Annotated in this window: 30 protein-coding genes; 14 read left to right on the top strand and 16 right to left on the bottom strand. The window is 45.2% G+C overall.

Annotation, left to right across the window (positions count from 1 at the left end; genetic code table 11):
• Positions 1–121: 121 nt before the first annotated feature.
• A complete protein-coding gene (locus IM753_RS00540; protein WP_065255637.1) occupies positions 122–715 on the bottom strand; it encodes a glutathione S-transferase N-terminal domain-containing protein in 594 nt (197 codons plus the stop codon).
• A gap of 118 nt (positions 716–833) precedes the next feature.
• Between IM753_RS00540 and IM753_RS00535 the strand changes: the two genes are divergently transcribed.
• Entirely contained in the window at positions 834–1184 is a 351-nt protein-coding gene (locus IM753_RS00535; RefSeq protein WP_227514670.1) for a helix-turn-helix transcriptional regulator, read from the top strand.
• 1 nt (position 1185) lies between these two features.
• On the opposite strand, the gene IM753_RS00530 is transcribed toward IM753_RS00535, so the two are convergent.
• Together IM753_RS00530 and IM753_RS00525 are read right to left on the bottom strand one after the other, a co-directional pair.
• Positions 1186–2169: a hypothetical protein gene (locus IM753_RS00530; RefSeq protein WP_065255636.1), complete on the bottom strand. Its 984-nt coding sequence runs from the start codon at positions 2167–2169 to the stop codon at positions 1186–1188.
• On the bottom strand, positions 2166–3074 hold the full coding sequence (locus tag IM753_RS00525; protein ID WP_065255635.1) for an AAA family ATPase: 909 nt from the start codon (positions 3072–3074) through the stop codon (positions 2166–2168). Before IM753_RS00525 ends, IM753_RS00530 begins: the two co-directional genes overlap by 4 nt.
• Positions 3075–3217: 143 nt before the next feature.
• On the opposite strand from IM753_RS00525, the gene IM753_RS00520 reads away from it, so the two are divergent.
• Positions 3218–4429 carry an NADH:flavin oxidoreductase/NADH oxidase family protein gene (locus tag IM753_RS00520; RefSeq protein ID WP_194108390.1) on the top strand — a complete coding sequence of 404 codons (1212 nt, stop codon included), beginning with the start codon at positions 3218–3220 and terminating at the stop codon, positions 4427–4429.
• A gap of 31 nt (positions 4430–4460) precedes the next feature.
• Here the strand turns inward: IM753_RS00520 and IM753_RS00515 are convergent, their stop codons facing one another.
• The 5 genes from IM753_RS00515 to IM753_RS00495 form a co-directional block, all read right to left on the bottom strand.
• Positions 4461–5063 carry a fumarylacetoacetate hydrolase family protein gene (locus IM753_RS00515; protein WP_065255633.1) on the bottom strand — a complete coding sequence of 201 codons (603 nt, stop codon included), beginning with the start codon at positions 5061–5063 and terminating at the stop codon, positions 4461–4463.
• 57 nt (positions 5064–5120) lie between these two features.
• On the bottom strand, positions 5121–6125 hold the full coding sequence (locus tag IM753_RS00510; protein ID WP_065255632.1) for an alpha/beta fold hydrolase: 1005 nt from the start codon (positions 6123–6125) through the stop codon (positions 5121–5123).
• 6 nt (positions 6126–6131) lie between these two features.
• A complete protein-coding gene (locus IM753_RS00505) occupies positions 6132–6296 on the bottom strand; it encodes a rubredoxin (RefSeq protein WP_029102102.1) in 165 nt (54 codons plus the stop codon).
• A 110-nt stretch (positions 6297–6406) separates the two neighbouring features.
• The gene (locus IM753_RS00500) at positions 6407–7327 is read right to left on the bottom strand and encodes a transaldolase (RefSeq protein WP_065255641.1); all 921 of its coding nucleotides are present in this window, start codon (positions 7325–7327) and stop codon (positions 6407–6409) included.
• Between the two features lie 252 nt (positions 7328–7579).
• Complete coding sequence (locus IM753_RS00495) at positions 7580–7792, bottom strand: hypothetical protein (RefSeq protein WP_156065051.1); 213 nt, start codon at positions 7790–7792, stop codon at positions 7580–7582.
• A gap of 257 nt (positions 7793–8049) precedes the next feature.
• On the opposite strand from IM753_RS00495, the gene IM753_RS13160 reads away from it, so the two are divergent.
• On the top strand, positions 8050–8172 hold the full coding sequence (locus IM753_RS13160) for a hypothetical protein (protein WP_255518610.1): 123 nt from the start codon (positions 8050–8052) through the stop codon (positions 8170–8172).
• A 54-nt stretch (positions 8173–8226) separates the two neighbouring features.
• Here the strand turns inward: IM753_RS13160 and IM753_RS00490 are convergent, their stop codons facing one another.
• Genes IM753_RS00490 through tolQ form a run of 6 tightly spaced genes read right to left on the bottom strand, consistent with a single transcriptional unit; the run spans position 8227 to position 12454 of the window.
• The gene (locus IM753_RS00490) at positions 8227–8595 is read right to left on the bottom strand and encodes a hypothetical protein (RefSeq protein ID WP_065255630.1); all 369 of its coding nucleotides are present in this window, start codon (positions 8593–8595) and stop codon (positions 8227–8229) included.
• Between the two features lie 27 nt (positions 8596–8622).
• Entirely contained in the window at positions 8623–9003 is a 381-nt protein-coding gene (locus IM753_RS00485) for a hypothetical protein (RefSeq protein WP_194108389.1), read from the bottom strand.
• Positions 8969–10279, bottom strand: a complete 1311-nt coding sequence (locus IM753_RS00480; protein ID WP_194108388.1) for a PD40 domain-containing protein — start codon at positions 10277–10279, stop codon at positions 8969–8971. Before IM753_RS00480 ends, IM753_RS00485 begins: the two co-directional genes overlap by 35 nt.
• Positions 10280–10326: 47 nt before the next feature.
• Positions 10327–11271 carry a hypothetical protein gene (locus IM753_RS00475; protein WP_115247485.1) on the bottom strand — a complete coding sequence of 315 codons (945 nt, stop codon included), beginning with the start codon at positions 11269–11271 and terminating at the stop codon, positions 10327–10329.
• 17 nt (positions 11272–11288) lie between these two features.
• Positions 11289–11756 (bottom strand): protein TolR, encoded by a 468-nt coding sequence (tolR, locus tag IM753_RS00470; RefSeq protein ID WP_083108354.1) that lies wholly within the window; start codon positions 11754–11756, stop codon positions 11289–11291.
• An 8-nt stretch (positions 11757–11764) separates the two neighbouring features.
• Complete coding sequence (gene tolQ / locus IM753_RS00465; RefSeq protein ID WP_065255640.1) at positions 11765–12454, bottom strand: protein TolQ; 690 nt, start codon at positions 12452–12454, stop codon at positions 11765–11767.
• A 188-nt stretch (positions 12455–12642) separates the two neighbouring features.
• Here tolQ and hrpA point away from each other — a divergent pair, with 188 nt between their 5' ends.
• The 3 genes from hrpA (at position 12643) to IM753_RS00450 (ending at position 17554) form a co-directional block, all read left to right on the top strand.
• Positions 12643–16857: an ATP-dependent RNA helicase HrpA gene (gene hrpA / locus IM753_RS00460; protein ID WP_194108387.1), complete on the top strand. Its 4215-nt coding sequence runs from the start codon at positions 12643–12645 to the stop codon at positions 16855–16857.
• Positions 16858–16985: 128 nt separating this feature from the next.
• The gene (locus tag IM753_RS00455; protein ID WP_194108386.1) at positions 16986–17354 is read left to right on the top strand and encodes a hypothetical protein; all 369 of its coding nucleotides are present in this window, start codon (positions 16986–16988) and stop codon (positions 17352–17354) included.
• Positions 17351–17554, top strand: a complete 204-nt coding sequence (locus IM753_RS00450) for a hypothetical protein (RefSeq protein WP_194108385.1) — start codon at positions 17351–17353, stop codon at positions 17552–17554. The genes IM753_RS00455 and IM753_RS00450 overlap by 4 nt, the downstream gene beginning before the upstream one ends.
• Before the next feature lie 571 nt (positions 17555–18125).
• Here IM753_RS00450 and hflX read toward each other — a convergent pair.
• Complete coding sequence (gene hflX, locus IM753_RS00440) at positions 18126–19511, bottom strand: ribosome rescue GTPase HflX (protein WP_194108384.1); 1386 nt, start codon at positions 19509–19511, stop codon at positions 18126–18128.
• Positions 19512–19663: 152 nt separating this feature from the next.
• Here hflX and IM753_RS00435 point away from each other — a divergent pair, with 152 nt between their 5' ends.
• The 8 genes from IM753_RS00435 to hemE all read left to right on the top strand — a co-directional run bounded on the left by IM753_RS00435 (position 19664) and on the right by hemE (position 25736).
• The gene (locus IM753_RS00435; protein WP_194108383.1) at positions 19664–19915 is read left to right on the top strand and encodes a type II toxin-antitoxin system Phd/YefM family antitoxin; all 252 of its coding nucleotides are present in this window, start codon (positions 19664–19666) and stop codon (positions 19913–19915) included.
• Positions 19915–20316, top strand: a complete 402-nt coding sequence (locus IM753_RS00430) for a type II toxin-antitoxin system VapC family toxin (protein ID WP_065255623.1) — start codon at positions 19915–19917, stop codon at positions 20314–20316. Before IM753_RS00435 ends, IM753_RS00430 begins: the two co-directional genes overlap by 1 nt.
• Before the next feature lie 13 nt (positions 20317–20329).
• The gene (gene folP, locus IM753_RS00425; RefSeq protein WP_194108382.1) at positions 20330–21196 is read left to right on the top strand and encodes a dihydropteroate synthase; all 867 of its coding nucleotides are present in this window, start codon (positions 20330–20332) and stop codon (positions 21194–21196) included.
• A 116-nt stretch (positions 21197–21312) separates the two neighbouring features.
• Entirely contained in the window at positions 21313–21624 is a 312-nt protein-coding gene (gene rplU / locus IM753_RS00420) for a 50S ribosomal protein L21 (protein ID WP_194108381.1), read from the top strand.
• 40 nt (positions 21625–21664) lie between these two features.
• On the top strand, positions 21665–21922 hold the full coding sequence (gene rpmA, locus IM753_RS00415) for a 50S ribosomal protein L27 (RefSeq protein WP_065255620.1): 258 nt from the start codon (positions 21665–21667) through the stop codon (positions 21920–21922).
• 290 nt (positions 21923–22212) lie between these two features.
• Positions 22213–23427 (top strand): Obg family GTPase CgtA, encoded by a 1215-nt coding sequence (cgtA, locus tag IM753_RS00410; protein ID WP_065255619.1) that lies wholly within the window; start codon positions 22213–22215, stop codon positions 23425–23427.
• A gap of 25 nt (positions 23428–23452) precedes the next feature.
• Complete coding sequence (gene proB, locus IM753_RS00405; RefSeq protein ID WP_194108380.1) at positions 23453–24568, top strand: glutamate 5-kinase; 1116 nt, start codon at positions 23453–23455, stop codon at positions 24566–24568.
• A 61-nt stretch (positions 24569–24629) separates the two neighbouring features.
• Positions 24630–25736 (top strand): uroporphyrinogen decarboxylase, encoded by a 1107-nt coding sequence (hemE, locus tag IM753_RS00400; RefSeq protein WP_194108379.1) that lies wholly within the window; start codon positions 24630–24632, stop codon positions 25734–25736.
• 94 nt (positions 25737–25830) lie between these two features.
• Here the strand turns inward: hemE and IM753_RS00395 are convergent, their stop codons facing one another.
• Entirely contained in the window at positions 25831–26283 is a 453-nt protein-coding gene (locus IM753_RS00395; RefSeq protein ID WP_065255616.1) for a thioesterase family protein, read from the bottom strand.
• Positions 26284–26490: the final 207 nt, after the last annotated feature.

Genomic DNA, 26490 nt, shown 5'->3' with positions numbered 1-26490 from the left:
GAAAGAAAACCTTTTCATGGTTCGACAAGCTCACCACGAACGGTTTTTCTTGTGGCATACTTTTTGAGCCAAAACCCAAAAATAAAATGCAGGGCGACTATTTTCCCTGCATTTTTTTAAATCACAACTCCTGCACCGTTTTTGGCATATTTTCTAGCATTTCGGTGGTGAGTTTTTGCATAAGTGGTGTTTGGCTAAATGCCGACACCGCTTTTTTATTGTCATCGCTTAGCGTATCAAAGACATGGGGTAGGCGAATGCCAATCCAAATCAGCGAACAAAGCAAAAGCTTATCGCCCCATTCATCGCTATCCGCCGAAAGCGTAGGCAAGGCAGGCAAAGTGCTGGTCAAAATATCGGTGGAGCGTGCCACAAAAGGGTGGGGCGTATCTTTGCCAAAAATTTGAGTGGAATAGGCTCGCACGCCTTGTGCGGTAATGCCTAACGCCTTGGCAATGCGTGGCAGGTTGTAGGCGGAGTTGTCCGTGTACACATCGGGGGCGAGTGCCTGAATGATGAGCGGGGTTTCGGTGATGACATCGCCATTTTGCCACGCCAACGCAGGAACTTGGCTAAATGAATTGACGGCGACAAGCTCGCTTGGGTTCTCCCACGGCACGACAAACCGCAGGGCAAGCTCAATGTTTTTGGTGTATGCAATCATAAGAAGCATACGAGTATAAGGCGATGTGGTGCTGATATATAGGGTTTGCATGGGGTGTCCTTTTTGTGGGTGTGGGTTTAGTATAGCATGGTTTTGGCAAATAAATCATTGAATTATCGCCAAGTCCGCTTTATAATGCGTTGAAACTCTTAAACCAAAAACAACACCCATGACCCAATCAAATATTAAGCCGACCCCCAAACCAAGCCCCGACCATGCCATGTCCGTCATGAAAGACTGCATTCCCATTTTTACGGTGCTGGCGGACGAAAACCGCCATTTGATTTTAAAACTGCTACTGGATAATGGCAAAATGAACGTCAATCAACTCACTGACAATCTGCACCTATCTCGCCCTGCGGTGTCTCATCATCTAAAAATCATGCTGTCCGCCAATGCTGTTAGCGTGGAGCAGATTGGCAAAGAGCGGTTTTACAGTTTGGCGATGAAAGATGAAATTGAACGACTGGGGGAATTGGTGGAGCTGATGAGAGTGTATTGTCCGAGTGGTGGGGTGTAACTCATTTAATAATGGCATCATAGTCGCTAATAATCTTGCTGACAAACTGATGATTTTGCTTTTCTTTTTTAAAATAGACATCATAAAAATAATGGTGTAGCACCGTTTCTATACTGTTAATATCTTTAAAATAATTGGTAACCCCTTTTCTCCTGTCAGAGATTTCATTTTGTGCATAATTATTCTGTACGTCGCCAAGTTCTTTATCCTGTCTGTGCTTAATGATTGTTTTTAGTAAGGGTATAACAAAATTATCTTTAAAGTTATGACAGCGAATAAATGCCCAAACGTTGTATTTTTCAAAAGATTTTTTGGTTAGTTCTTTACAAAAATCATTAAATTCATCTTGATTGTCAATTTGTTGATTTAATTGTGTATCTAGTGCTAACATTCTAGCTTTATAATCTGAAAAATCAAGGTTTAAGGTGATGTTTTGACATTCCTTACCTTTCAATCTAATGTTTTCTACCCAGTAATCATGCTCGTATTTATTTAGATTAAATAAATATAAAAATTTTTGATAAGGCTCAAACCAAATTTCGGATAATTGCTGAAAAATATTGACAATCTCATTGTTATGATTGTCTAAATATAATTGGAATTTTTCATCTAATATTTGACCTAGGCAATCAGGTGAAAATACAATATTTTCTCGCCCATGTGCGTAAGTTTGCAAAACAAAAGGACTGTTATTGATTAATAAACTTTTATCTCTGTGATTGGGGCATAAATAATCAAAATCGCTGTCAATTGCTATCAGTTGATTTTTACTACAAATTTGCAATAATTTTGATTTTCCTGTAATGGTCGTGCCATTTTCAGAATATAATTTAACTTCATGTTTTGTCGCTATTTTTTGCCAAAATTGCTTATCGGTAATGTCTTCAATGTAAATCACGCCTAATTTGCTTTTGTCATTACTTTCAAACTCTGCTAATAGCTCGTTATAGGCTTGTGAATATTTTTCAAAAAATGTTACATTCATTGTGTGATTTCTTCCATATTGACATAAACATCATTCCAGCCATTCATAATAATGGCGGGACTGTGTGTAACAATGATAAATTGAGCATCTGGATTTAATAAAGTTAATTGTTTAATAAAATCCGCTTGCCAATTTACATGTAAAGAAATCTCTGGTTCGTCCATTAAAATAATGGCGGTTTTATTTTTGTCTTGGTTACTTAATGCCACACGCAATAAAATATAAATCAGTTGGCGTTCACCTGATGATAAATCAGAATAATTAAGTTGTTTTTGCAATTGAATATCGGTATAAATTAGCTCATTATCCTGATAAATAACATTTTTACCAATTTGGTTAAAAAAGACATTTAAACTTAAAATCAATCTATCAATCACTTCTTTGGATTGAATTTTATTTAATTCATAAATAGTTTCACGAATCTCCATATCCAAAGCATTGGTTGTTTCTTGATTGCTTTTTTGGATAATATGGTTGGCGTTGGAATTTGTTAGATTAGCTTCAATAATGTCAATATATAGATTTTCTTCTTTTGTGGGGTGGTTTGGAACTTCTCCTGCAATTTGCATAGAAGTAGTCTTTTCTTTTATGTATTGCCTCGCCAAATCTAATAGTTCTTCTGGTGTAGATGCTTCTAGTCTTGTTATATTTTCAAAGTCAATATTGTGCTGAAAAATGATGTTTTTTACCCCATATTCAAAGATTAGCATTCCGTGAGTACAGTAGTTTTTGAGAAATCTATCATAAAAGTCTAAATCGTTAGATAATACACATCTAATGATAGACAAAATTGTAGATTTCCCACTCCCATTTTCCCCAACCAAAACATTTACTTGGGGATTGAGTTTCCAAAGTATGTCTTTTTTGCCAAATAGACCTTCAATTTGCACTTCTTGAATTTTCATTTTGTACTCTGAGAGTTTGATTTTGTGTGATATTTTAACAAAAACCCACCTAAAAATAAAGCCTATCAACCCCTTGACTTCCCCAAAAAATCGCTTATAATAGGTTTAAGTTTTTAAACATATCAACTTAAAAGAGACCTTTTATGCTATTTCAGCCTTTTACTTTCCCAAACGGCACGACCGCCAAAAACCGCTTTTTCAAATCGGCAATGGAAGAACAGCTCGCCCACGACAGCAAGCCAACCGACACGCTTGTCCGCCTATATGACACCTGGGCAAAGGGCGGGGCGGGCGTACTCGTTACGGGCAACGTCATGGTAAACAAGCAGGGCAAAGGCTCGGTCAATGACGTGGTGGCGGACGATGAGAGCAGTTTGCCCATGCTCAAAAAATGGGCAAATGCTGGCAAACAAAACGACACGCTCATCATCATGCAAATCAACCACGCAGGCAAACAGTCGCCCAAAGCGGTCAATGCCGTGCCTGTCGCCCCAAGTGCCGTGCCACTTGTCGGCATGGACGGCTTTATCAATCCGCCACGAGAGTTGCAAAATTCTGAAATTCATGAGTTGATTCAAGCATTTATCAACACCGCCAAACTTGCCGAGCAAGCAGGCTTTCATGGCGTGCAGATTCATTCGGCTCATGGTTATTTGATTAGCCAATTTTTATCGCCACACCACAACCGCCGTGATGATGAATGGGGCGGAAGTCTTGCTAACCGTATGAATTTTTTATTAAAAATTTATGAGGGCATTCGGGCGAATGTCGGAGCGGATTTTTTGGTGGGGGTGAAATTAAATTCGGCTGATTTTCAAAAGGGCGGATTTGATGAAAGCGAGAGCATTGCCGTGGTGCAAGCCTTGTCTGAGCTGGGCATTGATTTTATTGAAATCTCTGGCGGTAATTATGAAAGCCCGCAAATGCTGACGGCAAAACCAAGCACGAAGGAGCGTGAAGCCTTTTTCTTGGACTATGCTGAAAAGGCTCGCAAGGTCTGCTCTGTGCCACTTATCATCACAGGCGGATTTCGCTCTAAGCAGGCGATGAATGACGCACTGTTAAGCGGACATTTGGACATGGTAGGCGTGGCTCGTCCCTTTGCTCTTGTGCCTGATTTACCCAATCAAATCCAAAACGGCACTTATAAGACGGTACAGACCGAGCGGATTAAAACGGGCGTTAAACCGCTTGATAGCAAAATCGGCTCGGTGCTAGAAATGGACTGGTACATGAGCCAGATGGCACTTATCGGACAAGGCAAATCGCCCAATCCGAAACTGTCGGCATGGCGTGTGCTTGCTAAGACGATTTGGGAGAATGGCAAGGCGGGGCTAAGTACGGGGAGAAGTTAAGAAAATTAAGTCCATAGGGACTGATTTAATATTACTGAACGCTCAGCTCATACCTATCATCATCTATCCCTACCATCAAGCCATCGCCACGTTCTAGTTTTCCCACGCCCTTTGGTGACCCGGTCATGATGATGTCGCCTGCTTGTATGCCGTACAGATTATCCAAATAATCCACCAAATACTCAAACGAATACATCATCTTTTCGGTGCTGTCGTCTTGGCGAATCTCGCCATTGATGGCTAAGGATAAATGATACTGTTTTTGGATAAAGGGCTTAAATTCCCCAAGCCAGCACGCCCCTTTAAAGCCTTTGGCTTTGAGCCACGGCAAGCCCTTGGTTTTGCAGATGCTCTGTACGTCTCTGGCGGTCAAATCAAGCCCCACCGTGTAGGCGATGATTTGTTTGTTTTCGCCGATGAGTAGCACAAGTTCGGTCTCGTGATGGACATTCTGCGAAAAATCGGGCAACGTGAGCGTATCGCCTGTTATGATACTGCTGTTGGGCTTTAAAAACACCAATGGTTCGGCAGGGATTTCGTTGTTAAGCTCATGGATATGTTCCACATAGCTACGTCCGACACAGTAAATGGTGTTGATGGGGTAGGCTTGCTTGTTGATAAAGACAGTGGTCATGATAAATTCCAAAAAGTGGGGCAAAAGTAGTAAAACGTAGCCGACGGGGCTAGGAGCTTAGGCTTGTGATGACAAATGCCCCACTATCAAACTTGCCAAATACGGCTGATAATACACCGGCAGGTCGTGTGCCATGCCGTCCACCGCCACGAATCGGCTGTTTGGGATGATTTTGGCGATGTGTTTGCCGTGGCTTTGGTGCAGTAGCCCGTCTTTGTTGCCGTGAATGACGAGTGTGGGGGCGGTCACTTGACGAGTATACTGGAAAATCGAGCCTGTGGCAAGGATGGCATTCATCTGCTGTGCCATGCCAAGCGGATGATGACAGCGATGGTAGCGGATTGACGCGATGTGGCGAGTGCCTTTGATGTCTAAGTGACCGGGGGAGCCGACCGCTGTCATGAACCACACCGCATGACGGAGCATGTCCCGTTCGCTGTTGCTTTGGGCTTTTTTAAAAAAGGTGGAGAATTCTTTGGGTTTGGGTGGCACCAAAAAGGGGTGGTTGGTGCTACTAAACAGCAGGGCGAGCCTGTCGGCATAATGGGGGTATTTGGCACAGACGATTTGGGCAATCATACCGCCCATGCTCGCCCCGACCAGATGTGTTTTGCCTAGATTCATCGCACCGATTAGTCCTGCGACATCGTCCGCCATGTCGGGTAGGGTGTAGGCGACTTTTTCACGGGCGTTGGATAAGCCAATTTGGTTTTTGGCAATCATTTTTAGGATGTTGGTGTGGGGCAGTTTGGTTAGGTGCTTGATTTTGGTGGAAAGACCGGTATCACGATTGTCAAATCGGATGACAAAAAACCCGGCATCCATAAATCTTTTTAAAAAAGTATCCGACCAAAACAGCATTTGCGAGCCAAAGCCTGTGATGAACAGTAAAGGCGGATGGTCAGGATTGCCCCCTGCTTCGACACACAGCGTAATGCCACGCCCGACATCAACCATGCTTTGATAAAAATGGGGCGACAGGTCGGACGCTCGCCAGTCTTGATTGAACTTATCCCAGCTTGGCGGTGGTGTGTGGGCGATGGGCGGTGGCAAATGGGTCATGAATGATTAAATCTCAACCATTTCAAAGTCTTCTTTGCTCACGCCACAGTCGGGGCATGTCCAGTCATTTGGGATGTCTTCCCAGCGTGTGCCAGCGGGTAAGCCTTCTTCGGGACAGCCTAAGGCTTCATCATAAATCCAACCGCAGACGATACATTGATATTTTTTCATGGCGACAGCTTCATTGATAAATGGGCGTACAGTTTACACTCATACGCCCATTTTGTAAAGCCTTTTTTGATTTGAAAAATCAATCGTATTTTTTTAGTGTTATTTTTCAATTATTTTTCAAATAACTGCTTTTGCAAATCCGCCCGAGCCTTGACAAAGCCGTCAATACCTTTTAACAGCAGTTCATTGACAGGGGTGTTGTCTTGTAATGTTTTAAAGCCTTGCTCATCAAGGGGTGTGGGGCGGTCTAGGATGGTGTCGCTTGGGCTTAATTGGCGGATAACGTCTGTATTCATGCTGGCAAGTTCATCAAGCAAGGCAGGCGAGATGGTGAGTAAGTCGCACCCTGCTAGGGCAAGGATTTGGGCGGTGGAGCGGAAACTTGCCCCCATGATTTCGGTGGGGTAGCCGTGTGATTTATAAAACTCATAAATATTCTTGACTGAGTTTACGCCCAAATCATCATTGATGTCAATGTTTTGGCGGTTTTCATGTGCTTTTTGCCAGTCGGTCAGTCGCCCCACAAATGGCGAGATGAGCTGTACGCCAGCGTCGGCACACGCACGGGCCTGGGTGTTGGTAAAGAGTAGGGTAAGATTGCAGTGAATGCCTTGCTTTTCTAGGATTTCGGCGGACTTAATGCCTTGCCATGTGGATGCGATTTTGATGAGAATGCGACTGGTGTCCACGCCCAGTTTGTCATAGAGTTCGATGAATGCTAGGGCATTTTGCACGGTCTTGTCGGTGTCAAAGGAGTGGCGTGCATCTACTTCGGTGGAGACCCGTCCATCGATGTGTGATAGTATCTGCTTGCCAAGCTCGGCAGTGAGACGGTCGATGGTGTCATCATCAGACAGTCCCAAGCCTTTGATTTGGTGGATGAGCTCATCATGCTCGCCTGAGAGTAGGGCGGATGTGACTAGGCTGGGGTTGGTGGTGGCATCCTGTGGACGCAAGCGAGCGATGGCGGATAAGTCGCCTGTGTCGGCAACGATGGTGGTGTGTCGGGCGAGAGCGGTTAGGGCGTTCATGGGTATCCTTGATGATAAAAGTGCTTTAACATACCATAAATGTGAGCGTTTGGCAAAATGTTTGTTGGGAAAAGTTGGGGTTTGTGCTGATTGGTTTTTCTCATTTTTCATTGCAAATACCAATATTCAACACGTCCCAATCAATTTTTATGTTAAAAACTTGTCTGGTAAAATAACAACCATCCAACGATGTTTCCCTTGAAAACAGGCGATTTTCCTATTTTTATTTAACAACACCAAAATAGACATGTTCTAAAAATTCATGAAATACCATACTAAAAGAGCAAGGATAAAAATAGGCACGATACCAACAAGTGACATCAAAAATTCTTCTTGTAATGGCGATATGTCATCTGTGTTTTGATTAAGGGTTTTTATTTTGCGATTATTTATGATGATAATAATTAAAAGCAATAATAAAGGAAAAATGTAAAAACTCAAAAACCAATACGCTTGTTGTTTCATGAGCTTCTGTTCGCTAATAAAATAGGACAGCTGTTTGTCAAATTGATAGATTATTTGGTCATTTACCGTGACTTCATAAGCCAAATTATGATATTTCTCATACTCCCCTATGGGTTGCCAATAAATCGTGGCTGTTTGACCATGATAATCATAAATCAAATCACAAGGATTATGTCCAATGTTGATACCACATGATAAATAAACGCCATTAAAATTTAAAAAATATTTATAGGGCGTGTTGAACTTTGGTATTTGCAATGAAAAATGAGAAAAATCGCACGTTTTTCAAGGAAAAAACACAGGCTGATAGTCGTTCTATCAGCCAAGTTTTTGACGATGAAAAACAAGATTTAGCCATTTTTCATGCAAAAATTGATTGAAATTGTCAAACTTTCATCTTATTTTATAAAAATGTTATCAATGTTCAACACGCCCTAATTATTACGACCAAAAGACACTTTATCGTGGTGTTGGGGGATAATGCCTGTTGTTTTGTATAATCGGTCTTTATTATGTGTAAATTCTACATTGTGAAAAACTGGTTGTAAGGCATGAAAAGAGAACAAGCATAGAAAAGCAAGCAGGCAATAAATCTCTGTATTTTGTTTTGGGTTGTTTTTATATTTACCGATATTGATAAATATGTATATAAAAGTAATGGCAAAATAAAAGGTTGTCGCCGAGAAACCGAACATAAAAAATTCAGCAACCAATCCGATGGTAAGTAAGATGACAGCATAAACCTTAAAAATTTTATCAAAATGACGAATAAAACCAGAACCCATCAATGCCACAACATTCATCCTTTATCCAACATCAAAACCCATCTTCTAAAACCAATCTTCCAACAAAAAGAACGGCTTTTCATAACGCTTGGCTTCTTTGGGGGTGCATGGCTTGGGAGCTAGGCGATTTTTGATGGCAGGATTTTTGGCAAAGCTAATGTCATCGCACATTGCTCTGTCATAATAAGGGTGGATGGGCAGGTGCTTTTGTCGTAGGTTGGGCGTGTGTTCGGGAGTGTTGGGGTTAAGGTTCGGGTTTAGGGTGACGGGCAGGGGGCTGTCCACCCACTGGATGTGTTGGCAGGCACTGAGCATGCCACAAAGTAACACCAAGCCAAAACGCACGAGCAGATAAGTCGTGCGTTTTTTTGGGGTGATTGGCAAGTCCAAATCAGTTGATACCGCCACGTGACCATGTTGGTTCACGCACGGTGCCTTGGGTTTGTAGGGTAAAAGACTGCCCTGTTTTTAAAGAGCGGATGGTCATCTGTCCACGCCCGCCTTTGTAGGATGAATAGACAATACGATTGCCATTGGGCGAGAAGCTCGCTGACTCATCAATGCCTGTCGTGTCAATCGTGCCGACACCTGTCACCACTAGGCTACGCCCTGAGACGTAGGCGATTTTACTGCCGTCTGGACTGACTCGGGGGATTGCCCCTGCACCGCCAATGGCTGATGCTTGTCCTGTGTTCATGTTGTAGCGATATAGGCGTGGCGTGCGTGAGCCGTTGTCGGCAGTAAAGATAAACGAACGCCCATCAGGGGTATACTGCGGTGAGTTCTCCGCCCCCGTCATGTTGGTTAGGCGTTTTAGTTGTCCTGATGCGATGTGTAGCTCATAGATGGACGGGTCGTTATTTTCATGACTGCCTGAGAAAAGAATGCTCGTGCCATCAGGCGAGAATGATGCTCCCAGATTGTTGCCACGAAATGGTGTAATGACTTGACCGCCACCACTGCTGTTGGCATTTTGCAGATGAATGACTGGCAAGCCGTTGGGTTTTTGTACCGAGTAGGCGATACGCTGACCGTCAGGCGACCAAGCAGGACTAAAAATAGAACCCTGCGTGCTAAATAGGATGCGGACGTTTTGTCCGTCAGCATCCATGACTTTTAGGGTGGATGTTTTGTTGCGTGGGTCGCCCGTCTCTTCGACATAGGCGATACGCCCTGTAAAGTCCCCCGGTTCGCCTGTGATGATTTCATAAATTTTATCGCTCACGACATGGGCGGTGTGGCGTAAGGCACTGGGGTTGTTGTCGCTGTATCGGGTCTGCAAGCCTTGCATGACACGCCCTGTGGCGACTTCGATGACTTCAAAGACGATGGCGATTTTGCCCCCTGTGGCACTTTGGGCGTGTCCGACCACGACATAGTTAAAGCCAGTGTTTTGCCAATGTGATAGGTTTTGGCTAATCTCGGCAGATGAGTAGGCACGTTGGGGTAGGTTTTGGCTGGTGGTTTTTAGTTCGGTGTGGCTTAGGTTATTGATGACGGTGTTGCTGACCATGCTGTCGCCAGCAAAGGGAATAAAGGCGATTTGATAGGGGTTTTGTACACCATCAACGTCGATGTCAAAGTTAAGCTCGCTGTCGCTACTTGTACTGTTCAAAGAACCGTAACCCACTGCAAAAGCAGGGCTTGCCACGACCAGGGCGACAGCTAGGGCTAGGTATGATAAGGGGGTTTTGATGTTCATGGGGTATCCTTAAAAATGTTTAAAATATGATATTTGGGATATATATTCTAATTGATTTTAAAATTAAAATTCAAGTCACGATAATTGGTGCCAACAATGGGTGTGAGTGGGCTGGCTCGGTTAATGGTGTCTTTGAGTTGTTCACGCAAATATTCATCACCGCCCGAGACTTGCACGTTTAGCACGTTGCCACTGCCATCCACTTTGAGTTTGACTTGCAAAGTTTGGTTTTTACCAGTAGCTCGCCAATGCGAGCGGATATGGTTTTGTAAGGCAGAGATGACTTCGTTACGGTTACTGCTTCGTCTGCTGCCCCCACTGCTACTACCCCCACTGACTGCCCCGCCACGTCCTACGGTGGGGGTGGTGGGGGTGTCCTTGATGAGCTGTTCGCCTTCGCTTAGGCTTTTTTGGGTGACTTGGTTTTGTTTTGATAGTTCTTGTAATTGGCGTTCACGCACTTCATTGAGTGCTTGACTGTTTTCACGAGCAATCTCATCGTTGCTCCGCTCCCGTTCTCGTAGCTCTGCCACCGCTTGCTCACGTTCACGTCTCTCGTTTTCCATGGCTTGCCTTTGCATTTCTATTTCGGAGAGTATCTCTTCATCTAGGCTTTTGGCGTACTCTGCCATTTGAGCTTGGTAAGCACGTTCACGCTCGGCAAGGTCATCATAATAGGCTTCTAGCTGAGCACTGCGATTACTCTCTTGGGTGGTGTCGGTGCTTTGGGTGTCAGCTTGGGCTTGGGACTGGGCTTGATGCTCGGCAAAGGCGGTGGCAATGGCATACTCCGCCCCTGCTAGGTCGTCCCCTGTAACTAGACTTGCTTCTAAGGAGATGGTCTCGGGTAAGGGTTTTTGTTGGGTGTAGGCAAACAGCACCCCTGCCACAATCAGCCCATGCACCACGACGCTACCCACGAGCGAGAGTAGGGGATTAGGCTCTTTGGTGCCGATGTTGTCTAAGTCTAGGCGTGCGGTTTGCTGGTTCATGATAGGTTGTTATTTTTTTATTTTTTGGTGGATTGCTTGCTTGTGCTACTTCGACCGCTTAACAGTCCAACTTTGGTAACACCTGTCCCTTGCACCAGTGCCATGACGTGCATGACCGCTTCATAGGCGTTGTCCTTGTCGGCATTAATCAGTACTTGGAGCTGACTGCCACTGTCTCCCATGTTTGCCTGTGCCATGTCGGCAAGCAGGGCGGACAACTCACTCTCACTAATGGCTTGGTCAATGGCTCGCTCATGACTGACAAACAGCTCGCCGTCTTTGGTGAGTGAGACGATGACAGGGGTTAGCTCACTTTTGGTGATGTTACTGGTTTTCTTGCTTGGCAGATTGACTTCTACCCCTGTGGTGAGCATGGGGGCGGTTACCATAAAGATGATGAGTAGCACGAGCATGACATCAATGTAAGGGACGACATTCATCTCGCTGTTTAGGGGCTTTTTGGCACGTGCGTAGCTGTTTTTCATGATGTCGCCTAACTCTGACCAGTACGCTGTGCCATGGTGTATTCATGAGCAAATACCCCTGTCAGCTCTTCACAAAACAACGCCCGAGACTCATACAACGCCCCTGCCTTGGCACTAAAATGGTTAAAGGCAAGACTGGCAGGAATGGCGGCAAATAACCCCATGGCGGTAGCAATCAAGGCTTCGGCAATACCAGGGGCGACTGTGGCAAGGCTCACACTCTCGGCACTAGATAGCCCAATAAAAGCGGTCATAATCCCCCACACCGTGCCAAACAGTCCGATGTAAGGCGACACCGAAGCGATACTGGCTAAGGTTGCCAAGCCCTGCTCTAATACAGCTTGTTGTTTGCCAATGGCGACTTTAAATTTACGCTCAACACTGTCTAGGGTGTCGGCTCGCACTGCCCCTGATTTTTGGGCTTTTAAAAATTCGCCATAACCGACAAAAAATACCTGCTCTAAGCCGGTGCGTTCAGGCTCATTGGCGACTGAGCTATACTGTTTGGCAAGGGTGTTGCCTGACCATAGCCACGCTTCAAAATCGCTATCAAAGCGTTTGGCACTGCCGAGTTTGGCGGATAGGCGAAAAATCAGCCCCCAACCAATCAATGATAGGAGCAGTAGCAATCCCATGACCAGTTGCACAAGCAAACTGGCTTCTAAAATCAAATCTAAAACGTTAAGTTCGCTCATCATATAAAATTTTGCCAAAAATGGCTTATTATAGCCGATTTTTTTAAAAACCACACCAAAAAGTGTGCCTAAGTTTACAAACGGTATGACAATTATCCTTAATGCCAGTGGCACGGCTTGTAAATCCTTGCATAAGCCCCATTTATCTGATTTTTAGAATCATTGATGATAACACAACAATGCCAAAACTCATGCCAAATACAACCCAAAATCCCAACACCCCCCAACTTCTCGCCAAAGACCGCCACATCGCTCATCGCTTAGAACGTGAATTGCGTGGCAATTTCCCTGCCGACATTAAAGCCAAAAAACAAGCCCAGCTTGATACTATCATAGAGCGTTCTACCCAAGCGGTACAAGCTCGCATGGACAGCGTGCCGTCTGATTTAAAAGATAGGCTAAACGCCGATTTGCCCGTTACCGCCCGAGCGGACGAGATTATCCGTGCGATACAAGACAATCAAGTCATCATCGTGGCAGGCGAGACAGGCTCAGGCAAAACCACTCAGCTCCCCAAACTTGCCATGTTAGCAGGGCGTGGCATGACAGGGCAAATCGGACACACTCAGCCACGCCGTTTGGCGGCGAGAAGTGTCGCCATGCGGATTGCAGACGAGCTTGGCGAGAGCTTGGGGCAGACGGTGAGTTTTAAGGTGCGATTTACCGAGCAGGGCAGTCGTGATAGCCTTATCAAGCTCATGACGGACGGTATTTTGCTTGCCGAGCTGGGTTCGGATAAATTTTTGACACACTATGACACCATTATCATTGACGAAGCCCACGAGCGTAGTCTAAATATTGACTTTATTTTGGGCTATCTAAAACGTCTACTGCCAAAACGCCCTGATTTAAAGGTCATCATCACGTCAGCAACCCTAGACACCGCCCGCTTTGCCGAGTATTTTAAAAGTGCGGTCAAAGGCGATGTGCCGATTATCAATGTACAAGGGCGAAGCTATCCTGTGGAGACCCGCTACCGTCCGCTCATTGATGAGATTGTCAAAAGCCATGACGATGACGCTTTTGACGACATGGAAGACAAACTGCCCCGAGCCTTAACGTCTGCCGTTGCCGAGTGTTTTGAAGACGCACGCACCAAAGGACACCCCACGCAGTCAGACATTCTCATCTTTGCCAGTACCGAAGCTGAGATTCGTGAGATACAGGAGATTTTGACCGCTCACGCACCGCCCCATACCCAGATTTTGCCCCTGTTTGCTCGCCAAAGTTTTGCCGAACAACAGCGAATTTTTAACCCCACAGGCGGTCGCAGAATCATCATCTCAACCAACGTTGCCGAGACCGCTCTTACCGTGCCGAATATCCGCTATGTGATAGATTTGGGCTTTGCTCGGGTGAGCCGTTATAATTACCGCTCACGCATTCAAAGACTCCCCATTGAAGCGATTAGCCAAGCGGCGGCGAACCAACGCCAAGGGCGGTGCGGACGGATTGGGGACGGTGTGTGCATACGCTTGTACTCAAAAGAAGATTTTGACAGTCGTCCGCCTTTTACCGAGCCTGAGATTTTGCGTACCAATTTGGCAAGCGTGATTTTGCAAATGGAGCATTTGGGCTTAGGCGATGTGGCGGATTTTGACTTTATCACACCGCCTGATTTACGCCTTGTCAATGACGGTCGCAAGCTCTTGCACGAGCTTGGGGCGTTGTCCGATGTGCCAACCAAAACCGCCTTTAAAAAAGCCCTAAAAGGACAAACGAGCAAACAAAAACACTCCGCTCTCACCGACATTGGCAAAAAAATGGCTCGTATGCCGATAGACCCACGCCTTGCCCGTATGCTCATCGCAGGGCATGAATTTGCCTGCCTTGACAAAATGCTTGTCATCGTCTCCGCCCTTGCTGTGCAAGATGTGCGTGAGCGACCTGCCGACAAGCAGTCGCAAGCTGACCAAAAGCACGCCTTGTTCCGCCGTGATAATTCGGACTTTTTGTTTTATGTAGAACTGTTTAACGTACTGTTTAGCACCCATGAAATGCACGGGGGCGATAAGCTCACGGGCAACGGACGCAAGAATTTTGCCAAAAAGCATTATTTGTCCTTTCCCCGTATCAAAGAATGGCAAAAAACGCATGAACAGCTTGCCCAAATGGTGGCGGATTTGGGTTATCAGATTGCCGATAATAACAATGATAATCTTGACAATAAAGCCAATGATAAAAAAGCTGATGATAAAAAAGACACCCCAAAAGGTCGCATTGGCTTAAAAGGCGGTAAAAAAGCCAAGGTGGGAAACAGTGCCATTTTGGCAAGCCTAAAAGAACAAGGCAAAACCAAACCGCAATTTAGCGAAGATTATACCAGCATTCATCGGGCGTTATTGACCGCTCTGTTATCCTTTGTCGCTCACAAAACCGACACGGTGGGCGAGTATCTGATGACCAAAAACCAAAAGGCACGCATTTTCCCTGCCAGTACCTTGCACAAAAAAGGCACAGATTGGGTGCTTGCCTTTGAAGTGGTGGAAACTTCACAAGTGTATATGCGTACACTTGCCAAGATTGAACCTGAATGGATATTGTCGGCGGGCAAAAATCTCTTAAAATACCATTATTTTGAACCGCATTGGTCAAAAAAAGCAGGGCGAGTGCAAGCCTATGCTCAAATTAGCCTGTTTGGGCTGATTATTGTTCACAAACAATTGGTCAATTATGAAAGCATTGACCTGCCAGCCAGCCGTGAGATATTTATCCGTGATGCTCTGGTGGGGGGCGTGCAGGACAATCAAGCGGACGAGCGATACCCCAAAGCCTTGCCGTTTTTGACTCACAATCGCCAAAAAATCAAAGACGTGGGCGACACCGAAGACAAGCTAAGACGGCGAGATTTACTCGTGGACGAAGAGCGACTGTATGAGTTTTATGATGACAAAATTCCGCCCCACATTGCGTCCGCTAAGGCGTTTGAAGATTGGCTTGGCAAAATGGGCGATGATGACTTTTTAAAATTCAAAGATGAAGATGTCGTGAACGATGTCGTCAATGTCGGACAAGAATTTCCCAAATTTTGGCAAGTGGGGGCGGTCAAATTCCCCTTGTCCTATGTCTTTGACCCAAGTTCGGACGATGACGGCGTGAGCGTAAAAGTGGGGGCAGGGGCGTTGTCTCAGCTTGACAGCGTGGATTTATTGTGGGGCGTGGCAGGGTGGCGATTTGAGCTTGTCGCAGGGCTATTAAAAACCTTGCCAAAAGACATTCGCCGAAAAATCGTCCCCATTCCTGACACCGCCCACGCCCTTATGGACAAGCTCACGCAGGGCAATGGCGTGGGACTGCTTGACCAGCTTTGTCATAATCTGCTTAGAATGGGCGTAAAAGTTGGGGCGGACGATTTTAAGATTCATGAGATTGATAAATATTTACAGCCCTTGATTTGCGTGCTTGATGACAAGGGGCGAGTGATTGAAAAAGGGCGAGATTTGGAAAAATTGCAAGCCAAGTACCGCACACACGCCCAAGTACAAACCGTGTCCGAAGGCATTCATGATACGTTCCCCGAGCATTTTGAATTCATCAAAACCCGTCATCATAAGGGCATGGTAACGCAAGCCTTTTTTGCCCTAAGTCCTGATGAGACGGGCAAGGTGGCGGTGGTGGAGTTTGGCGACTTGGCAGGGGCGTTAGCCATGCACAAAAAAGGCGTGCTATCGCTTGTCAAGATGACGCTTGGGGCAAAACAAAAACAGCTCACGTCGCAAATTGATAAAGCCTTTAAAATGGCATTTGCTCCGCTTGGCGATTTGGAAAAATTAAAAAGCGTGCTGGTGGACGCAACATTGCAAGCGACTTTTGATAAATACGCCAAGCCCTTTGATAGCCATGTGCGTGAAAAGGTGGCAGGCTTTGTGCGTGATGAGCGTATGGGGGATTTGCTTGACAAATTGCCCCTAAATGCAGGCGAGTTTGGGGCGGTCAAAGACGTGATAAGCGGGCAGTTTTTGACGGTGGGGCAAGAGATGTTAAAGGTGCTAAAAGAGATTTATACCACATGGCAAAGCGTGCGTGGGCAACTGCTCATGCTTGACCGTGAGATTTTTGGCGAGAGCATTGACGACATTGAAGACCAGCTTGATGATTTGTCGCTTCATGACTTTATTTATCGCACCGATTTTGCGGTGTGGCAAGCCTATCCACGCTATCTTAATGCCCTAAAAATCCGCCTTGACAGACTGCCAAACAACCTAGACGGCGACACCGATGCGGTGTATCTGCTTGATGAGCATATGGAGCGACTGGCAAACCGTGTGCATGACCCCAAGATTGCCGAATATCGTTGGCTCGTGGAAGAATACCGCATACAACTGTTCGCCCAACCCATGAAAACGGCAGTGCCTGTCTCGGCAAAACGACTCGATAAGGTGTGGGCGAGTGTGATGACTAGGTAGGTTGCTGGCGAGTTGTGGGGGGGGGTGTGGAGTGGGTCGTTATTCCAATAGGAATGATATGCTTGCTTTTGGATAAGTGTTGCTTTAAAATAAGAACGTCTGTTTTGATTTAAAGAGGATTTAAAAAGATGAAACACACCGTTTTGTTTGCCACAGTAATGGCTTTTACCGCCACCACCGCACACGCCAATTTTTTAGATAAAGTAAATAATGCGTTAGGTGGTGTAAACAAAGTGTTGAGCGTTGCCACAGGGACGACTGCCCCAAGCACCCAAGCCACCACCAGTCATTTTGCCAATGCCACGGACGCACAAATGCAAAAGATTGTCAATGCGGTCAATCAACCCACCAATACCGCTTTGGATAGCGTGATTGCCAAAGCAAGTCCAAACATTGCTCAGGTGTTGCTCCTTGGGGGTTGTGCGACATCTATCGAGCTTGAAGCGGGAGCATGCAGTCTCCGCAAGCAAGTTCCACTTTCATGGTCTCTGCCATGACATCCACCACCTACCACCCAAAAAGCCAATGTATGACAGTGCAAAATATCGGTTCTTGGTCTCAACCTGCCAAAAATTCTTTGAAATTTAAAGTGGTGTATTCGTCCGATGTTTCAGGCGAAACAGTTACTAGGCATGTGGAAATGCTCGATGAATATGGCAATGGCAATTGGCTTGTTAAAAGACATGATTTTTATTGATGATTGATTTTAAGACTTTAAGGGCGGGTTTAAACTTGCCCTTTTGTGTTGAAATTTGTAGGTTTTTATTAAAATGGGATTGGTTTTTGTTTTTAACTTATTTTAAAGTATTGATTTTTTTAAAAAAAAGTTTGTCATTGGGCGATGCACATTACTACTTATCATCATTTGTTAGCGTGTCGCAAGTGGCTACAAACCGTCTTTTTAAAAATGATGTTACCATAATAAGCCACGCACAATAAGCATATATTTTGCAAATTAACCATAGGATAGAAATTTTTAATAAAAATTTAATGGAGTATGATGTTTTGATATTCCAACGTTTTTTTAAACAATCAATGATTTTATCATTTAAAAAATTACTAAAAATGATAAATAAAAATCCAATAATCAGACCAAAAATTATATCAACATTTGATGATTTTATAAATTGATAAAATCTATCCCATTCCCAATCACCCATTATCATAAAAAATAATAGCAATAAAAATACATATTCTACGATGATAATTGGGGAAAATTTATTCATTTTACTTTGTGATTTTGGCTTACATGATTGGAGTATTTTTATTTACAAACAAAACGGGTCTAAATCCTCATCTTTATCATCATTTACCTTAATCGCCACCTTTTTAAACTCTTCCAATTCTGGCACAAATTGGCTCGCCTCGTGTGGCGGTAATACGTCAAAGGCATTCAGATGATACCTGCCAAGCAATTCTTTTAATTTGGCTTTGGCAAGGCGAACGGTGAGTATCTCATGCCCTGTATCGTCAAATTCGCTATGGGTGATGACCCCAAGCTCATGCAAGGTATTTTTAAATTGCCCTGCGTGATAGGGTAGGGTGAGCGTAAAGTCGGACAGTCCGCCCACCAGTAGCTCTTGCACGGCTTGGGCGAGTTTGTCCATGCCTAAGTTTTCACGAGCGGACACATAGACACGGTGTGGCACGCCTAGTTCTTTGTAGTGAATGGTCGGTATCTCATCGGTACGGTCAATTTTGTTATGCACCAGTAGCACAGGAGCGCTCGCCCCAATCTCATCAAGCACCGTATTTACCGCATCAATCTGCTCATGCATATCAGGGCTACTGCTGTCAATGACGTGCAAAAGTAGGTCGGCTTCTAGGGTCTCTTCTAGTGTGGCGTGAAAGCTCTCAACAAGCTCATGGGGCAGATGACGCACAAAGCCCACCGTATCGGCAAGCACGACATTACCCACGCCTGCCCATTTGACACGGCGAAGTGTGGGGTCTAGCGTGGCGAACAGTTGGTCGGCGGCATAGACGTTGTCATTGGCAAGGCGGTTAAAGAGCGTGGATTTGCCAGCGTTGGTGTAGCCGACAAGCGACACGGTGGGCGTGTCCGATTTTTGGCGTTTGGCACGTCCTTGTAAGCGGGTTTGTTTGACTTTGGCAAGTTTGGCTTTTAGTTGATTGACACGAACTTGGAGCAATCGTCTGTCGGTTTCAAGCTGGGTTTCGCCCGGCCCCCGAAGTCCGATACCGCCTTTTTGCTGACCAAGATGAGCATAACCACGCACGAGCCTTGATGACAAATGGGTAAGCTGTGCCAATTCTACCTGCAATTTGCCTTCATAAGTCCTTGCTCGCTTGGCAAAAATATCCAAAATCAGCCCCATGCGGTCAACAACCCTGCATTGCAAGATTTTTTCCAAATTGCGTTCTTGGCTTGGCGTAAGTTTATGATTAAAAAGCACAATATCGGCACTCGTCTCGGCAACTTTTTGGGCAATCTCTTCGGCTTTGCCTGTGCCGACAAAGTATTTGGCGTGCGGTTTATCCCGTGTGCCTGTGATGATGTCAAGCTCGTTTGCCCCTGCCGAATGCACCAGCAAGCGAAACTCTTCTAAATCATCGGGGTCAATCATCTCACGAATGTCAAGGTGTACCAAAATGGCGTTTTCTGTGCCGTCTGCTCGGTCAAAATGTTGCAAGAAAAGTCCTTAAAATGGGATAAATGCCATTATAGTAGCGGTATTTGTTTTGAATTTCAAGGGTTGGACGTGGCGTGTTGTTTTATTTTGACAAGTTTTATAAAATTAGCTAAACTTATAAACTAAGTTTGGCTTTTTATTTGGGGAAAATCATGCAAACCACCGCCGAGCATTTTAATATTCATTATGCAAAAACTCATTTATCACGTCTCATTGATGAAGTGGCAAATACAGGCAAGCCGATTACCATTGCCAAAGCAGGCACGCCAAAAGTGATGATTGTGCCAATTACACACACAAAAGCCAAACGTCAAATGGGAACATTAAAAGGCAAAATTAGCATTCCTGATAATTTTGACAGTGCTTTTGCTGATGAAATTGCGGATATGTTTGCAGGTGAATGATGAGTTATTTGTTGGATACACACGTTTTATTGTGGTTTTTGACCGCAAATTGTGAAAAAATGTCGGATAATTGCCAAAGGATTTTGCTTGACGAAAATAACCGCCTATATTTTAGTAAAGCAAGCATTTGGGAAATTAGCATTAAATACAGTTTGGGTAAGCCTGATTTTGATTATAATCCCAAACAAATTACCCAAGAGTTATTGAGATTGGGATTTGATTGTTTGGAAATTGAATTTTCACATTTGTTTGAAATTGGTAATTTACCCAAAATCCACAAAGACCCTTTTGACCGTTTGCTGATTGTCCAAGCCGAACTTGAAAATTTAAAACTTTTAACGGCAGATAACGCCATTTTGCAATATGACAAATCTTTTATTTTAAATACCCAAAGTTTGTAATCTTAATTTAAACATGAACACCCTATTTTTTAACAACAAAACCCTATCCCTATCCACCCCAAAAATCATGGGCGTGCTAAACGTAACGCCTGATTCATTCTCAGACGGCGGACGTTTTAACAGCATAGACACCGCCTTACGCCATGCTGATGAGATGATACGCTGGGGCGTGGATATTATTGACATTGGCGGAGAGTCCACCCGCCTCAACGCCCCAAGTGTGGCAACTGATACCGAGCTTGATAGGGTTATCCCTGTGGTAGAGGCGTTGCGAGCGGAGTTTGGCAAAGATGTGTGGCTATCACTTGACACGAGTAGTCCTGCTGTCATGGAACAAGGCGTTCGTGCAGGGGCGGACATGGTCAATGACGTGCGTGGACTTCGCCGAGACGGGGTGTGCGATGTGGTCGCTCGCCTTGATTGCCCTGTGGTTATCATGCACTCACGGGGCGAGCCTGATACGATGACCCAGACGATGAACAGCCTTGCCAATTATGATGATGTGGTGCGTGAAGTCATAAGCGAGCTGGATAGAGACATTCAAAACGCCCTAAATGCAGGGGTCAGACGTGAAAACATCGTGATAGATGTGGGTATGGGCTTTGCCAAAAATCACGCTCATCACATCACGCTGATGCAACATTTGGATACTATCATTGCTCATTTTGGCTTGCCCATGCTGTTTGGTGTGTCTCGCAAACGCTTTTTAGGCGAGATTTTAAGTACATTTGTCCCTGCCCAAGACCACGCCCCAACCGACAGAGATGTGATAGGCACGGTTGCTCACCTATTTGCCATTCAAAAGGGGGCGAGCATTGTACGGGTGCATGATGTCGCTCACATGGCACAGGCGATAAAGATGTGGCAAATGCTAAAATAACCCTTGCAAAGTGGGCTGATATAAGGTAAAATACCGCCTTATTTTTGTCCTAGTCGTGTTCGTTAGTAAGTGCTATCAAGGGATAGCCACGGCACACAGGTTTATTGGAGAATGCGATGTACGCAGTTATCAAAAGCGGTGGCAAACAGCACCGTGTTAGCGTTGGCGAGACTTTGAAAGTTGAGCTTCTAAAAGCAGAAGTGGGTGCAACCCTAAACATCGAAGATGTGCTAATGGTTGTGAATGGCTCTGATGTAAAAATCGGTCAGCCTGTGGTTGCTGGTGCCAGCGTGGTTGCAGAAGTGGTTTCTCACGGTCGTGGCAAAAAAGTGCGTATCGTTAAGCACCGTCGCCGTAAGCACTACCACAAAGAGCAAGGTCATCGTCAATGGTACACCGAGCTTAAAATCAACGCAATCAATGGTTAATTTATATACTTTATAAAAAGTATTCACAGGAGATATTCTCATGGCAACTAAAAAAGCTGGTGGTTCCACCAAAAACGGTCGCGATTCTAACCCAAAAATGCTTGGCGTAAAAATCTTTGGCGGTCAAGACGTTATTGCAGGTAACATTATCGTTCGTCAGCGTGGCACAGAGTTTCACGCAGGTGAAGGCGTAGGTATGGGTCGTGATCACACCCTATTTGCCCTAACCGAAGGCGTGGTAAAATTTGAGACCAAAGGTCAATTTAACCGCCGTTATGTGTCTGTTGTTGCAAAATAATTTTTGTTAAAACAGTTCAAAATCCCATAAGTGAAAGCTTGTGGGGTTTTTGTTTTGCTTGGAAAATTTATTTAACATAATCCTAATTTGGTATTATTGTTTAAAAAAATTTGAAATTTTGTAAGTATGGGGCGGATATTATTTGCCAATTGGTTTTGATTGATGATGATTGGGGTATGATTGTAGGGGCAAATTGCAATTTGCCCTATGTCAATTTAAGATTTGCCACTCGTTAAAATAACAAAAATGTGATATAATTGCCAGTTAATTTAAAAATATTTTGAGAAATTATGCGTTTTATTGATGAAGCTGTAATCAGCGTAAAAGCAGGCGATGGTGGTAATGGTATCGTGAGCTTTCGCCGTGAAAAATTCGTCCCAAAAGGCGGGCCAGACGGCGGAGACGGTGGCAAGGGTGGCGATGTCTATGTGATTGCCGATGACAACACCAACACGCTTGTGGATTTTCGCTATACTCGTAAATTTGAGGCCAAACGGGGCGAAAATGGTCGCTCAAAAAACTGCTCAGGCAAAGGGGCGGACGATGTGTATCTAAAAGTGCCTGTGGGGACGACCATTATTGATACCGACCTTGATGTCGTGATTGGCGATTTGACCGAAGTGGGGCAAGTGGTGCTGGTTGCCAAAGGTGGAGATGGTGGGTTTGGTAATACCCGCTTTAAAACGTCCACCAACCAAGCCCCCCGTAAAGCAATCCCCGGTTTTGCTGGCGAAGCCAAAAATTTAAAATTAGAGCTAAAAGTCGTGGCGGACGTGGGACTGATTGGCTTGCCGAATGCAGGTAAATCTACCTTTATCCGTCAAGTGTCGTCCGCTCGCCCAAAAGTGGCGGATTATCCCTTTACCACGCTTGTACCAAACTTAGGCGTGGTGGACGTGGGGACGCACCAATCCTTTGTGATGGCGGATATTCCGGGTTTGATTGAAGGGGCATCAGACGGGGCAGGGCTTGGCATTCGCTTTTTAAAGCACGTTGCTCGCACCAGACGGCTACTTCATATCGTGGACGTAAAACCCATTGATGAGTCAAATCCTGTGGAGAATGCACGGATTATCCTAAATGAGCTTGAAAAATTCTCTGCCGAATTATCCAAATTGCCCCAAATTTTGGTATTAAACAAAATTGACCAATTAGAAGATGATGAGATTGATGAAGTTTGTAACAATATCGTCAAAGAGCTAGACTGGCAGGGCGAAGTGTTTCGCACGTCTACCATTAGCGGACAAGGCGTGGACGAGATTAAATATCATCTCATGAACGAAATCGAAGAAGAGCAAGAGCGTGAAGCGGACGATGAAGAGTTTGCCAAAGCCCAAGCTGAGCGGTTTGCCCGTCTAGAAGAAGAAGTTCGCCATAACACCGAAATCCAAAAAGAAGCCTACCGTGCTAAGCGTAAAGCCGAGCGTGAAGGGCTATCGGACGATGACGATGATGATTGGAATGATGACGACTACGATGTGGCGGTGGAATACGCTCCGTACTGATGATGAGCTGATATAAGGAAATAGCATGGATAATTCGCCAAAACGTATCGTGGTAAAAATCGGCTCATCGCTTTTGACTAATAATGGTCGGGGGCTTGACCGCACCGCCATTTATGAATGGGCAAGACAAATCGCCACGTTGCACGCTCGTGGGATTGAAGTGGTGCTGGTGTCGAGTGGGGCGGTTGCCGAAGGCGTGGTTCGCATGAATTTGCCAGAACGCCCAAAAAAATTACCTGCCTTGCAAGCCTGTGCGTCCATTGGGCAAATGGGACTGATTGAGACATGGTGGCAGGCGTTAATCCAAAAAGGCGTGCAGTCATCTCAAATCCTACTTACCCATGACGACCTAGCTCATCGCTCACGCTATCTGAACATTAGCCAAACCATTAATCAGTTGGTGGATTGGCGGGTCGTGCCTGTCATTAACGAAAATGATACCGTCAGCTATGGCGAGATAAAATTTGGCGATAATGACACGCTTGGGGCGATGAGTGCGACCATGATAGGGGCGGATTTGTACATTATCCTAACCGACCAAGACGGCGTATTTACCGACAACCCACGCACCAATCCCAACGCCAAGCTCATCACGAGCGAGCGAGCCATGGCGGATTATCTGTTTGACGTGGCAGGGGACGGGGGTAAATGGGGGTCGGGCGGTATGCTCACCAAAATCCGTGCAGGGCGATTGACCGCCATGGCGAACTGCCCGACCATTATCGCCAATGGCAAAGTGGAAAATGTCATCGTGCGACTGGCGGACGGCGAGTCTATCGGTACACGGCTCACGACCGACCATGCCGACCGCCTTATTGCCAAAAAGCAATGGCTTGCCACGCACATTCGTATGGCAGGCACGCTCATCATCGATGACGGAGCGGTCAAGGCGATTACCGAACAGCACAAATCGCTATTGCCTGTGGGTGTGCTAGACGTACAAGGCGATTTTGACATGGGCGATGTGGTGGAGATTGTAAACACCCAAAAAGTACGGTTGGCGGTGGGTCAAATCGGCTTTGATAGCAGTCAAGCCAAACAAATCACCCAAAAACACACCGATGAAGTCCTACAAATCCTAAACCTAAGCGACAACGACAAAGCCATTATGGTACACCGTGATGACATGGCGGTTTTATGATAGATATTTGAAATTTTAAAAATTAACTTAACTAAAAATTAACTTAACCAGTGGAATGACCATGACCCAGCAATTTGCCCCCTTAAAAAATGACCGCCTACTGCGTGCCTTGCGTTTTGAACCTGTGGATACCACACCTGTGTGGATGATGCGACAAGCAGGGCGTTATTTGCCAGAGTATAAAGAAGTGCGTGCCAAAGCGGGCGATTTTTTGAGTCTGTGCAAAGACACTGATATGGCGACCGAAGTTACCATTCAGCCGTTACGCCGTTTTGAGCTTGACGGGGCGATTTTGTTCAGTGATATTTTGACAATCCCTGATGCGTTTGGGCTTGGGCTGTATTTTGAAGAAGGTGAAGGACCTAAGTTTAAATACACCGTCCGCACCCCAACCGACCTTGAACGCTTGCCAAAAATTGACGTTAATAGTCAGCTTGACTATGTCATGAAAGCAGTAACCAATATCCGTAAAGAGCTAAACGGACAAGTGCCACTGTTTGGGTTTAGTGGTAGTCCTTGGACGCTCGCCACTTATATGGTGGAGGGCGGTTCTAGCCGTGAGTTTCGCCATACCAAAGAGATGATGTACGCCCGTCCCGAGTTTTTGCACGCTCTGCTTGCCAAAATCTCGGACGCTGTCGTGGATTATTTAGATGCTCAAATACACGCAGGGGCTCAGATTGTGCAGATTTTTGACAGTTGGGGCGGGGCGTTGGGTCATCGTCAATTTGTGGAATTTAGCCACAACTACAACCGTGAAATTATCGCCAAGCTCAAAGCCAAGCACCCTGATGTGCCTGTGGTGATGTTTACCAAAGGCGGGGGCTTGTGGCTTGACATACAGGCGGACAGCCAAGCCGACTGCTTGGGATTGGACTGGACAATGCCCCTAGATAAGGCAAGACGTGAGCTTAATGATGCTCAAAGAACTTTGACCGTCAAGCATAAAAAGCTACAACACCAAAAAGCCATTCAGGGCAATCTTGACCCTGCCACGCTTTATGGCTCGCCTGCCGACATCAAAAAGGCAGTGCATGACATGCTATCAGATGCCTATGTGAATGACAAAACGGGCTATGTGGCAAACTTTGGACATGGCATCACCCAATGGGTCAAACCCGAACACGCTAAGGTATTTGTGGATAGTGTGCATGAGTTTAGACTGTAAGCTACTTTAAAAAAATAAAAACAGGAAGAAAATACTTCCTGTTTTTTATGATTAAGTCAAATGATTTTTTGTGATTTGGCTATTTGACAAATCATTAGCGAAACGCCATGGGTAGACGGCAAGGGCGAATGCCGTGTTCGCTGTTCATCACGCAGGCAAGGGTAATCACACCTGTGGTGGCGACCTTGCCATGGTTAAAATCATCATCACTGCGGTAGATGTGCTGAGTCATGATGAGACTGGCGGATTTTTTGACCACATCAGCAATGGTAACGACAAGATTGTCATCAACCAAAAGTGGTAATTTATAAGTCAAATCAGCACGGCTGACCACAAAATGCACCTTGCCTTGCTGTCCGTCTGTGCCATCTGCCGTCCCGTCCGTGTCAAAAAAATAGCCGTCAAAACCGAGTGATGTCAGCCAATCCCGACGGCAATTTTCAAAAAAGGTCAGATGATTGGCATGATAGACGATGCCACCAGCGTCTGTGTGGTTGATATAGACTTTGTAATGGTTGCTAAAAATAGGGTCTGTTTGAATGGTCATGTGCTTTTCCTAAGATTTTTAACCATTGTACACCGAAATACAAAAAATATCATCTTTTTTAGGATGTGTCTTTAGGACGTGCCTGCCCTTTATAACACTATTTACAATATAGAAATATTTTAGAAAAAACCAATCGTTTTTGCATGAAAAATGGCTATCCAGCCACTTAATTTAAAAAATTAAGTAAAATGCTTAAAATTTACACGA

The organism is Moraxella sp. K127 (assembly GCF_015223095.1).
Lineage (GTDB): Bacteria > Pseudomonadota > Gammaproteobacteria > Pseudomonadales > Moraxellaceae > Moraxella.
Note: the sequence above shows the minus strand (reverse complement) of the source record. Positions and strands in the feature narration are given on the sequence as shown.

Excerpts from the sequence above, each read along its gene's own strand:
- IM753_RS00450 (WP_194108385.1), top strand. The coding sequence starts at position 17,351 with ATGACATCCACCACCTACCACCCAAAAAGCCAATGTATGACAGTGCAA.
- IM753_RS00495 (WP_156065051.1), bottom strand. The coding sequence starts at position 7,792 with ATGAAACAACAAGCGTATTGGTTTTTGAGTTTTTACATTTTTCCTTTA.
- IM753_RS00530 (WP_065255636.1), bottom strand. The coding sequence starts at position 2,169 with ATGAATGTAACATTTTTTGAAAAATATTCACAAGCCTATAACGAGCTA.
- IM753_RS00435 (WP_194108383.1), top strand. The coding sequence starts at position 19,664 with ATGCAAACCACCGCCGAGCATTTTAATATTCATTATGCAAAAACTCAT.
- hemE (WP_194108379.1), top strand. The coding sequence starts at position 24,630 with ATGACCCAGCAATTTGCCCCCTTAAAAAATGACCGCCTACTGCGTGCC.
- IM753_RS00430 (WP_065255623.1), top strand. The coding sequence starts at position 19,915 with ATGAGTTATTTGTTGGATACACACGTTTTATTGTGGTTTTTGACCGCA.
- rpmA (WP_065255620.1), top strand. The coding sequence starts at position 21,665 with ATGGCAACTAAAAAAGCTGGTGGTTCCACCAAAAACGGTCGCGATTCT.
- IM753_RS00540 (WP_065255637.1), bottom strand. The coding sequence starts at position 715 with ATGCAAACCCTATATATCAGCACCACATCGCCTTATACTCGTATGCTT.
- hrpA (WP_194108387.1), top strand. The coding sequence starts at position 12,643 with ATGCCAAATACAACCCAAAATCCCAACACCCCCCAACTTCTCGCCAAA.
- IM753_RS00510 (WP_065255632.1), bottom strand. The coding sequence starts at position 6,125 with ATGACCCATTTGCCACCGCCCATCGCCCACACACCACCGCCAAGCTGG.
- IM753_RS00490 (WP_065255630.1), bottom strand. The coding sequence starts at position 8,595 with ATGAATGTTGTGGCATTGATGGGTTCTGGTTTTATTCGTCATTTTGAT.
- IM753_RS00535 (WP_227514670.1), top strand. The coding sequence starts at position 834 with ATGACCCAATCAAATATTAAGCCGACCCCCAAACCAAGCCCCGACCAT.
- IM753_RS00525 (WP_065255635.1), bottom strand. The coding sequence starts at position 3,074 with ATGAAAATTCAAGAAGTGCAAATTGAAGGTCTATTTGGCAAAAAAGAC.
- IM753_RS00515 (WP_065255633.1), bottom strand. The coding sequence starts at position 5,063 with ATGACCACTGTCTTTATCAACAAGCAAGCCTACCCCATCAACACCATT.
- IM753_RS00520 (WP_194108390.1), top strand. The coding sequence starts at position 3,218 with ATGCTATTTCAGCCTTTTACTTTCCCAAACGGCACGACCGCCAAAAAC.
- tolR (WP_083108354.1), bottom strand. The coding sequence starts at position 11,756 with ATGAAAAACAGCTACGCACGTGCCAAAAAGCCCCTAAACAGCGAGATG.
- IM753_RS00505 (WP_029102102.1), bottom strand. The coding sequence starts at position 6,296 with ATGAAAAAATATCAATGTATCGTCTGCGGTTGGATTTATGATGAAGCC.
- IM753_RS13160 (WP_255518610.1), top strand. The coding sequence starts at position 8,050 with ATGAAAAATGAGAAAAATCGCACGTTTTTCAAGGAAAAAACACAGGCT.
- IM753_RS00500 (WP_065255641.1), bottom strand. The coding sequence starts at position 7,327 with ATGAACGCCCTAACCGCTCTCGCCCGACACACCACCATCGTTGCCGAC.
- cgtA (WP_065255619.1), top strand. The coding sequence starts at position 22,213 with ATGCGTTTTATTGATGAAGCTGTAATCAGCGTAAAAGCAGGCGATGGT.
- IM753_RS00480 (WP_194108388.1), bottom strand. The coding sequence starts at position 10,279 with ATGAACATCAAAACCCCCTTATCATACCTAGCCCTAGCTGTCGCCCTG.
- proB (WP_194108380.1), top strand. The coding sequence starts at position 23,453 with ATGGATAATTCGCCAAAACGTATCGTGGTAAAAATCGGCTCATCGCTT.
- IM753_RS00475 (WP_115247485.1), bottom strand. The coding sequence starts at position 11,271 with ATGAACCAGCAAACCGCACGCCTAGACTTAGACAACATCGGCACCAAA.
- IM753_RS00395 (WP_065255616.1), bottom strand. The coding sequence starts at position 26,283 with ATGACCATTCAAACAGACCCTATTTTTAGCAACCATTACAAAGTCTAT.
- rplU (WP_194108381.1), top strand. The coding sequence starts at position 21,313 with ATGTACGCAGTTATCAAAAGCGGTGGCAAACAGCACCGTGTTAGCGTT.
- tolQ (WP_065255640.1), bottom strand. The coding sequence starts at position 12,454 with ATGATGAGCGAACTTAACGTTTTAGATTTGATTTTAGAAGCCAGTTTG.
- folP (WP_194108382.1), top strand. The coding sequence starts at position 20,330 with ATGAACACCCTATTTTTTAACAACAAAACCCTATCCCTATCCACCCCA.
- IM753_RS00455 (WP_194108386.1), top strand. The coding sequence starts at position 16,986 with ATGAAACACACCGTTTTGTTTGCCACAGTAATGGCTTTTACCGCCACC.